The following is a 7701-nucleotide window of genomic DNA, read 5'->3' on the forward strand; positions in this document are numbered from 1 at the left end:
TGCGAAAAAGGCGCACACGAGCATACAGGGCAGCGGAGAACATCCGACATTCCCTGCGCAATGGCTTTACGGCTTATCTCGCGCTCACCCCGGAGTATCGGGCTCTTCTCGCCTCCGTCGCCTGCGGATAGCTGGCTCGTCCGCGCCCGGTCGGGCCGACGTGCCTTCCGCAGACTTGACGCCGACCACTGAGGCGTCAGGTCCACACGGTTTTGCCGTACGCTCCGGCACCGCTCGTCTGCACGTTCCAGACCGCTCACGGAGTTTATCCCGCCCTGCGATCCCATCCCGCGCACGATGCCGTCGCGTCCACCGCAATCCCATCCCAACGTTCGGTGACGATGGCCAACGCCCCTTCCTAAGGGGACAGGATGCGTGATTTATAATGGTGATTTGGATTTCGGAAAAAGCGAAATCTTACCCGACGGGTTGATTTGTCGCAGGCGGGGCGGAACAGGGTGGGTAGCGGTGCAAAGGGCCTGCAGGAGCCGTTGAGCGCGCTAACGGCAAATGCGCTGGAGGCAGCGTGGTCGTCGCCGAAGGTCCGCTTTGGTGGGCATAACGGACTCAAGCCAGACATCGCGCCAAATGTGCCAACAACGGAAGTGTTCCCACTCTGCCTTGCGTTTCGTCTTTGCCTTCGCCCGCCGTCAAAATCCCGACAGCGCTTGCAGTGTCTCGGCTTGATCTGAGTCAATCCCACGGCCTCGGAGTCGGGTCTGTATGGATGAAGTTGAGGGGCCAGGAACTCCAGCAAGTCTTGGGTCGATCATTCGGGTAAGTCGTAGGAGAACGCTGTCTTGATGCATCCCCGTGGATTTGTCGGGCAGGCTGTCGTTCTCAGCGGTTTATTCATCGCCGGCTGCGGTTGCTCCGACAGTTGCGCGCAAGGCAGTATTGGCGGGACCATCGGCAAGATGGACAAGGCCGTGTCAGGTACCCAGAGTTCGGAGCCGGAGCGGCCGGCGCGCAGGAGCAAGCCCGCGTCCAGCGCGCGACAGACACCAGCGCCAGCAGACGGCGGCAACGTTTCAAGATTCGACGGTACGTGGGCCTTCGTCGCGACAGGCTGTGGTGCAGGGATGAGGCAGGGCGCTATTTCAGGAGGCAGAATCAGCATTGGGAACGGCGGCGGTCAGGTCAGCGCCAGCGGTGCGATGCGCGTCTCCTTCACCACCATGACTGGTGTCACCCAAGTTGCGGTCGGTCGCCTCTCCGGCGTCACAGGCACCGGAACCTACTCTCGCCCCAATGGTTGCGCGGGCAGCTGGACAGCGACGAAGCAGTAGGATCCTGAATGGATCCGAAGATATCCGCTGCGGGTCATTAGCGTCGATACCGCGATGCACCCAAAGAGTCCGGTTCACCCCCGATAGCAGACATTGCGCGACGCGGTCGGGATGTCGGTTAAGTGCCAATTTCGGAAGTGAACCGTCTCACGTGGTTCCGCCGAAACACCCAATTGCCCTGGAGTGGCCACGAGTTGCGCGTCATTGATATTCAGACAGTGCATTCGCTTAGCTTCTAAATTCGGTGACACCGATGCCAACTGTGATGGTCCGCGCGACCACGATCCTCGGCGAGTTCGAGCAAGTTCAGGCCGAACTTGTCGGCACGGCCGTGATGCTCACCGATGGCAGGGCGGGGACAGTGGAAAGGGTTTGGCTTGATGAATTGCACGGCCTACGAATTTCAATCAGGGGCCACGATGGCAAGTGGCCTATCTCCACGGTGAAGTTGGCGGAGACCCGCTGAAATCGGACCTCGGTGAGCGTCTGAGCGCATGTCCGCTTTCCCTTCGATAGCGACCAAACTGCGGACATTGCGGGGGGCCGGTTCGTGCCACGAAGCGACATCATTCGATCATCTCGTCGGCGCGGGGCGAGTTGCATCGCCGAACCTTCTAAGCTGCCATCGCCGCGCCCGGACATTGCCTTCGGAAACACACGTAGCTGCGCCGATCTGCACCGTCAATTTTCGGTTTATCGTCAGCAAGTGAAGTTCGCATTATTTCTGCTGTGTGCAATTATTTGGCCGGCTTCCACTCGTCGGCAAGTTTTTTCGCGTCGGCCAACTGCGTCGGGGTCAACAGCTCCACCATTGCGTCTCGAACCGTCTTTGCATCTTTATTGCCTTGCGCAGCCGACAAGTGAAACCAGACGTATGCGCGAATATTGTCCTGCGGCACGCCCTGGCCTCTGAAGTACATGCCCCCCAAATTGAGCTGTGCCCCGGTGTGACCTTGGTCGGCAGCCTTGCGGTACCAACTTAGTGCTTCGGCATAGTCCTGCGGTGCGCCTTGTCCGTTGGCGTAAATAACCCCGAGATTATACTGTGCGGCCGCGTAGCGTTGGTCTCCGGCCTTCCGATACCACTTTATCGCCTCACCATAATTCTGCGATACGCCCTGACCTCTGATGTACATGCCTCCAAGATTGAATTGTGCGCTGGCGAAGTTTTGATCCGCTGCCTTACGATACCACTTCACCGCCTCGGCAAAGTCCTGCGCCACACCATGGCCAGTCTCGTACATGTTGCCAAGACCGGACTGGGCGTTAGCAAGACCCTGATCGGCTGCCTTGCGGTACAGCTTCGCAGCCTCGGTATCGTCCTGTGGCACGCCGACCCCGTTGGCGTAACTTACACCAAGATTGAGCTGGGCAAGGGCCGAGCCCTGATCCGCTGCCTTACGGAACCATTTCACGGCCTCGGCGTGATCCTTCGGTACGCCATGGCCAAAGGAGTAAATGTTCCCGAGCATAAGCTGAGCGCTGGCGTCGCCTCGGTCTGCCAGCGGTCGCAATTGCCGCATGGCGGTTGAATAATCGCCCCTCTTATACGAATCTATCCCGTCCTCGTACGGACCTGCGGCCAGCGGCACGACGAAGCTCACCACCAGAATGATGGCTGCAACAACTGCACCAAGCGAGCATGACATGACGGTCCCCTTCTACGCGGCACTCATGTTTAACTTATCCGCGCGGTGCCTCGCTCTGACATTGATCTGCCGCAAGGGAGTATTTGCCATGGGATGGCGACATCCTTTTCGGAAGTGCCGGAATGTCCAAGGTCGTGTCCCGCTCTAGCCCCCGACAATCGACATCCGCCAGCAATCGCGTTTAAGGGACCCGGATGGATGGACGCCTGCCCAGGGTCCCACTTTTTGGATTGCCGCGCGGCCTAGGCCCGATGTCCGAGTTGGGTCAAGAGCGGCCATCCACTCGCCATTCAGTCGATGGAAGCGAGTCGCGGGTGGTGCAGCGGTTGCACTTATTCGCTGCACTGTGGCCACAGGGTGACAGGCATGCGGGCTACAATCCCATATCTGTATAGAGATCAAGATTGCCTTGCGGGGCCAGGCGGAGAAGATCGATATGAAGAAGTTTTTGGTCGCTACGGCTGGCATTCTCGCAATGGCGACTTCCGCGTCGGCAGCAGATCTTTCTGCGCGCCCCTACACCAAGGCACCCATGGTGGTTGCCGCCGCGTACGACTGGAGCGGCTTCTACATCGGTCTCAACGGTGGTGGCGGTTCGAGCCACAAGTGCTGGGATCTCACCAACAACGGCGCCCCTCTTATTCCGGCCGAGGCCGGAGGCTGCCATGACGCGACCGGCGGCACCGTCGGCGGTCAACTCGGTTATCGGTGGCAGGCGAGCAACTGGGTGTTCGGCCTGGAGGCGCAGGGCAACTGGGCTGACTTTAGCGGCAGCAATGCCGCCACCTCTTTAGCCCTCGCGGGATTCACCAACAGGTCGAGGATTGATGCGTTCGGTCTGTTCACCGGCCAGGTGGGCTATGCCTGGAACAATGCTCTGCTCTACGTCAAAGGCGGCGCCGCCGTGGTGAACGACAAATACTCCACCTACCAGACCGCGACCGCTCTAACCCTCTTCACGGGCAGCGAAACCCGTTGGGGTGCCGTGATTGGCGCCGGTGTCGAATTCGGTTTTGCTCCGAACTGGTCGGTCGGCGTCGAATACGACCACATGTTCATGGGGTCCCGTGACGTCGATGGCTACGGCGCTGGAAACTTCGGTATTCCGGTAGGTGCTCGCGCGGCCATCAACCGCATTGGTCAGGACGTCGATATGGTCACCGCGCGACTCAACTACCGCTGGGGTGGCCCGGTCGTCGCGAAGTACTGATCTAACTTTTCTCCAGCAAGAATTAAAGCTCCGGCATCGTCCGGGGCTTTTTGTTGAGTGTCTGCGTCACGCATGTTCGCTCCGGGTCAAACTGAGAAGTCTGGCCGCCCTCCCGGCATGTCGGTTCTACCCCCGATAGCCGACATTGCCCGGCTACACGCACAGGTCCGGTTCGTGCCAGGAGGCGGTATGTAGCTGCATCTCATAGTTCGATCATCATCACTTCCTTGTAGCTTCCCAGCTACAAGTTGCGTTGCCCGACAACGTGCCCTTGATTCGCCTGGCCGCGAGTTGACCTCTCCAATATTGTACAACTTGGCCTGTTCGCGTGAAGGTAACGCTAGTGCCATTAACTTGGCCGTCCGTGATTGTTCCGACATCGTGCCAAGATGTTCCAGCGAAATTCCCGTTAAAGTGCCCCCGCGACGTCTCGACAAGATCGAACACCCCTCGCCAGGGCTGGCCAGCACAATCTGCGATCCAACGCCACCGGCCTGCGACAGGAGCTTCGGACGACTGAGCAGAGGCGCCTCTTTCGACTGGCCGTTGACCATTTGAGCGAGAACTCGTCGGTGGGTTCGGTCCTGCTGCATTTTGCCCGCCCGATATCGATTTGTCCGTCTTACCGATCGTTCCGCCGGTGGAACCGGCTTGTCCAAGAGCGAGCGATGCACTTGCGAAGAATATGATGGTAGCAAGGAGTGGTTTAGTCGCTACTCCACTCATCCGGTCCCTCAATTTCGATCGCTTTATGCCGCCGCCGTTGGCGCGGACTGAAGCGCTATTTGATCACTTCGATGAATTATTTCGGTTGAGCCTGCGGCGAAGAACAATGGTGGGCAATCCGCCATTCACTCTCATATTTTCCTAGGCCCCCTATGCTTTGCAGCATTGAGTTGGATCAACATTGGTAAGCCACCGCACCGGACGCCGGTCTGCGCACCTGCTGAATGTCGCAGATGGGTCAAAGTGCGAAGCCCGGGCGTTGAACCGGCAGTTCGGCTTTACCCTAAACTCCGGACATGTCGTTGCGCCGCACAAACCGACGCTTTGTGCCAATTGCGGAAGTCACGCGATGATTAGATCATTCGATTCAACTCTCGGCAGGACTGGGGATCAGCAGCTATTTGGCATTTTGGACGGACGCCCCATAGCGAACGATATTGTTTGCGGACAGCAGACCCAGAATGCGTTCAGCGACGAATTCGTGACCTTCAGGTGTCCAGTGAGGGCCCCATCCTCCTTGCGTGTAGAACGCAGCTCCTTCAAGTCCTACAAACGGGATCCGGTTTGCTTGCAGATAACGGACCAGCGCCTCGTCGTGATTTTGGATCCCAACCAGGAACTTGGCGCCATTGCCCTCGACAAATTCGCGGATCTTCCCGACCAGTTTTTCTGTGGGGTCAGGTACGAGTAGCGGCGGGTACCTGAGCTGCACATAGACATCCACAGCCAGTCGCGCCAGCCAAAGATTTCGGACCAGCCCATTCTCTTTGTAATACAACAGTTGAGATTTCGGAGCTGGCTGCCCCATTAGCATTAACGATCCATCCTGCCGGACCGCGAAATAAGGCTTCTGATAATAATCGTAGCTTCGATTAGTGCTGTTATTTATCCGGTCGTTATCCGCGCAAAAGATAAGCACGACGACAGTCGGCTTGACCTTTAACCACAACCGCTTGAGCAGCAGGTACTCCTGATCGGTGCCGTACCCCGAAACCCCCGCCGCCAGGATCTTGTAGTCGGGAATTTTTGGTTTCAGCAGCTCCGTAAAGCGTTCATGGGCTTCGGAATCAAGCCCCCAGACAAAGGAATCTCCCAAGAACATGATCGTCGGCTTGGCGTCCAAGCTGAATTCCTCGTCACGCAAGCCGAGGCGATTATGCTGGTAGTGAGTCGTGCGAAACGTCTTGATGAGCGATGAAGAATTCGGTACCGGCGCCCAGCCGAGTTCGACATCATAACCGTAAGCGAGCGACCTTTCGGTCAAAGTCTCGCGCAGCTCTTTGAAGTCGGCAACGCGAAGAAAGATTTCCAGCCCGGCCAACGTCGCTAGCGTAACAGCCAGCGAAAGAAATGCTTCCCGATACCAATTTCGCTTCGTCAAATGTTTCATCTCCATCGTTGTCCGTGTTTATCTCTGTTGCTTCAGTTTTGGGACCATCGCAATCTCGCACATGCGTCCTATTTATTAACTCATGGTAGGAAGTGATGTCGAATCTGCCGTCAGCCCATGGTAGATGACGAATTGCAACTTGCCTATCTAGGCGATTGCCAATGTCCGCTTGGGGTCAAAAGGCGACATCTGCCAACGACCTAACCAAGTCTGTTGCACCTCCAGGAAGGGACATCGGCGAAGCGATGGCAGTGTTGTGCCAGGAATGGGGTTCGAAGCGATGTCGCTTGATGACCCGTCGCTGACGTGATGAAGCTTGCCCTCGGTATGGGATTCCTGACAAAACTACTCATCGAGCAAGCTGCCAGAGAGACGTTGTATCGTGGTCGAGCTGCACAGCCGGCGACTCGCGACATCGCATCCGCATCAGAGGAAAGAACCGATGGATCTGAAGGGCGCAGTCGCACTGGTGACCGGCGGCAATGGCGGGCTGGGGCAGCGGATCTGCCACGCGCTGGCGCAGGAGGGCGCGCATGTGGCTGTGATGTACGCGCGCAGCCGCGAGCAGGCGGAAAGCGTCGCCGGCGAACTGGCGTCGCGCTATCAGGTCAACGCCCGGGCGTTCGGCTGCGACATCACCGATGGTGCTGCGGTGGAGCGGCTGGTCGGCGAGGTCACCAAAGCCTTCGGCCGCCTCGATATCCTGGTCAATGACGCCGCCTACAATGTCGCGATCCCGTTCGGCGATCTCGACAACCTGACGATGGAGGCCTGGGACAAGATCATGGCCATCAACCTGACCGGGCCGATGCGCCTGATCAAGGCGGTGGCGCCCGTCATGAAGGCCCAGGGGCAAGGCCGCATCGTCAACATCGCGTCAGTGGCGGGGCTCAGCCCGACCGGCTCCTCGATCGCCTATGCCGTGTCGAAGGCGGGGCTGATTCACCTGACGCGGTGCATGGCGGTGGCGCTGGCGCCCGAGACGCTGGTCAACTGCGTGGCGCCGGGCCTGCTGGACGGCACCCGCGCGACGGCCAATCTGCGGTCCGAGCAGGTCGAGCGCGCCGCCTCCAGCTCGCTGCTGAAGAAGCCGGCCGACAAGGACGACTGCGCCGACATGGTGGTCGCGATGTGCCGCACCGGGACCATGACCGGCCAGGCCGTCGTGATCGACTCCGGACGGATCTTTCACTAGGACGACGTAACGACGCATCGCATGGCGATGCTCTTCCCCCCTCCTCCCACGCGCACTTGCGCGTGGCGGGGAGGGGTCGGGGGTGGGGGGTGCTTCGGCAAATTCGCTGTCAGCGGAGTGTACCGATAGACCCCCCACCCCCGACCCCTCCCCGCCGCTTCGCCCGCCTTCGCCAAACGGCTTCGGCGGACGCAGCGGGAGGAGGGGAGAAGCAAGAAATACCCGAGGTTCGATCGATGGTC

5 protein-coding genes are annotated in these 7701 nt (G+C 59.1%); 3 read left to right on the top strand and 2 right to left on the bottom strand.

The window, feature by feature from the left end:
- The first annotated feature begins 1542 nt into the window (after nucleotides 1–1542).
- The gene (locus Q7T45_RS17785; RefSeq protein WP_304872316.1) at nucleotides 1543–1755 is read left to right on the top strand and encodes a PRC-barrel domain containing protein; all 213 of its coding nucleotides are present in this window, start codon (nucleotides 1543–1545) and stop codon (nucleotides 1753–1755) included.
- Nucleotides 1756–2026: 271 nt separating this feature from the next.
- On the opposite strand, the gene Q7T45_RS17790 is transcribed toward Q7T45_RS17785, so the two are convergent.
- Nucleotides 2027–2938 (bottom strand): tetratricopeptide repeat protein, encoded by a 912-nt coding sequence (locus Q7T45_RS17790; RefSeq protein WP_304872318.1) that lies wholly within the window; start codon nucleotides 2936–2938, stop codon nucleotides 2027–2029.
- Between the two features lie 436 nt (nucleotides 2939–3374).
- On the opposite strand from Q7T45_RS17790, the gene Q7T45_RS17795 reads away from it, so the two are divergent.
- Nucleotides 3375–4148, top strand: a complete 774-nt coding sequence (locus Q7T45_RS17795) for an outer membrane protein (protein WP_304872319.1) — start codon at nucleotides 3375–3377, stop codon at nucleotides 4146–4148.
- A 1123-nt stretch (nucleotides 4149–5271) separates the two neighbouring features.
- Here Q7T45_RS17795 and Q7T45_RS17800 read toward each other — a convergent pair.
- Entirely contained in the window at nucleotides 5272–6264 is a 993-nt protein-coding gene (locus Q7T45_RS17800; protein ID WP_304872320.1) for an SGNH/GDSL hydrolase family protein, read from the bottom strand.
- A gap of 442 nt (nucleotides 6265–6706) precedes the next feature.
- Here Q7T45_RS17800 and Q7T45_RS17805 point away from each other — a divergent pair, with 442 nt between their 5' ends.
- Nucleotides 6707–7459, top strand: a complete 753-nt coding sequence (locus Q7T45_RS17805) for an SDR family NAD(P)-dependent oxidoreductase (RefSeq protein ID WP_304872321.1) — start codon at nucleotides 6707–6709, stop codon at nucleotides 7457–7459.
- The last annotated feature ends 242 nt before the right edge of the window (nucleotides 7460–7701 follow it).

The sequence above is a fragment of the Bradyrhizobium sp. genome, assembly GCF_030646015.1.
GTDB lineage: Bacteria > Pseudomonadota > Alphaproteobacteria > Rhizobiales > Xanthobacteraceae > Bradyrhizobium.

Bases quoted from the DNA above. Each gene is read 5' to 3' on its own strand.
- Q7T45_RS17785 (WP_304872316.1), top strand. From the start codon at position 1,543: ATGCCAACTGTGATGGTCCGCGCGACCACGATCCTCGGCGAGTTCGAG.
- Q7T45_RS17790 (WP_304872318.1), bottom strand. From the start codon at position 2,938: ATGTCATGCTCGCTTGGTGCAGTTGTTGCAGCCATCATTCTGGTGGTG.
- Q7T45_RS17795 (WP_304872319.1), top strand. From the start codon at position 3,375: ATGAAGAAGTTTTTGGTCGCTACGGCTGGCATTCTCGCAATGGCGACT.
- Q7T45_RS17800 (WP_304872320.1), bottom strand. From the start codon at position 6,264: ATGAAACATTTGACGAAGCGAAATTGGTATCGGGAAGCATTTCTTTCG.
- Q7T45_RS17805 (WP_304872321.1), top strand. From the start codon at position 6,707: ATGGATCTGAAGGGCGCAGTCGCACTGGTGACCGGCGGCAATGGCGGG.